Annotated in this window: 1 protein-coding gene; it reads right to left on the bottom strand. The window is 29.5% G+C overall.

From position 1 onward, the window contains the following. Positions 1-138: 138 nt before the first annotated feature. Positions 139-667 (bottom strand): hypothetical protein (locus CXF54_RS12930; RefSeq protein ID WP_157823460.1); only part of this gene is annotated, 529 nt, incomplete at its 5' end.

Below are 667 nucleotides of genomic sequence, written 5' to 3'. Positions count from 1 at the left end.
CAACGTGATTGTGTATGGTTAGTTGCGTGATTTAAGTAACTAAGTTAGCAAATAAATCACAGATAGAATATTCCGCAGGAATGTTCGTAAGTAGTCTTAAAACAAGCAATTAATTATACGCGGTGTTAGCATACGTATTTATTCAATTTTTTGATATTCTTCTCCGTTTTCGAAAATCAGATTATTAGAGTTTAATTCACGAATTGGTTCAAAATTTTGTCCATCCATTGCAATAAAAAGAATTCCGAACTTTTCCTTGTAAAAAATTAATTCAGGAATTGGTTGGCAACTAGTAATTTCAATAATGTCACTTTTTAGATATTTTTTTTCACTTGAGTAAAATCCATTTCCATTTTTAAATTCATAAGTCGTTTCTGAATAATAATCCGCTTTTTTTCTTTTTCCGTTTGCTAATTCAAAGACGATTCCGTTTTCAACGATAACTGTCGTCTTTGTATTATTACTAAAACTTACATATAACGTATCGCTCAAAATTCCGCCTTTTCTTTTTCCAAGATATTTCCACTTTCCACTTATTCTTTCTCCAATGTTCTGTATAGTGTCAGAATATCGAACTTGAAGTTTTGAGTCAAGTTTTATTTCTCCAAAATCTTGTGAATAAGATTGGATGAAAAATGAAGTGAATAATATTATCAAAAGTGTGTTT

The sequence above is a fragment of the Olleya sp. 1-3 genome (assembly GCF_002836085.1).
Lineage (GTDB): Bacteria > Bacteroidota > Bacteroidia > Flavobacteriales > Flavobacteriaceae > Olleya > Olleya namhaensis.
Note: the sequence above shows the minus strand (reverse complement) of the source record. Positions and strands in the feature narration are given on the sequence as shown.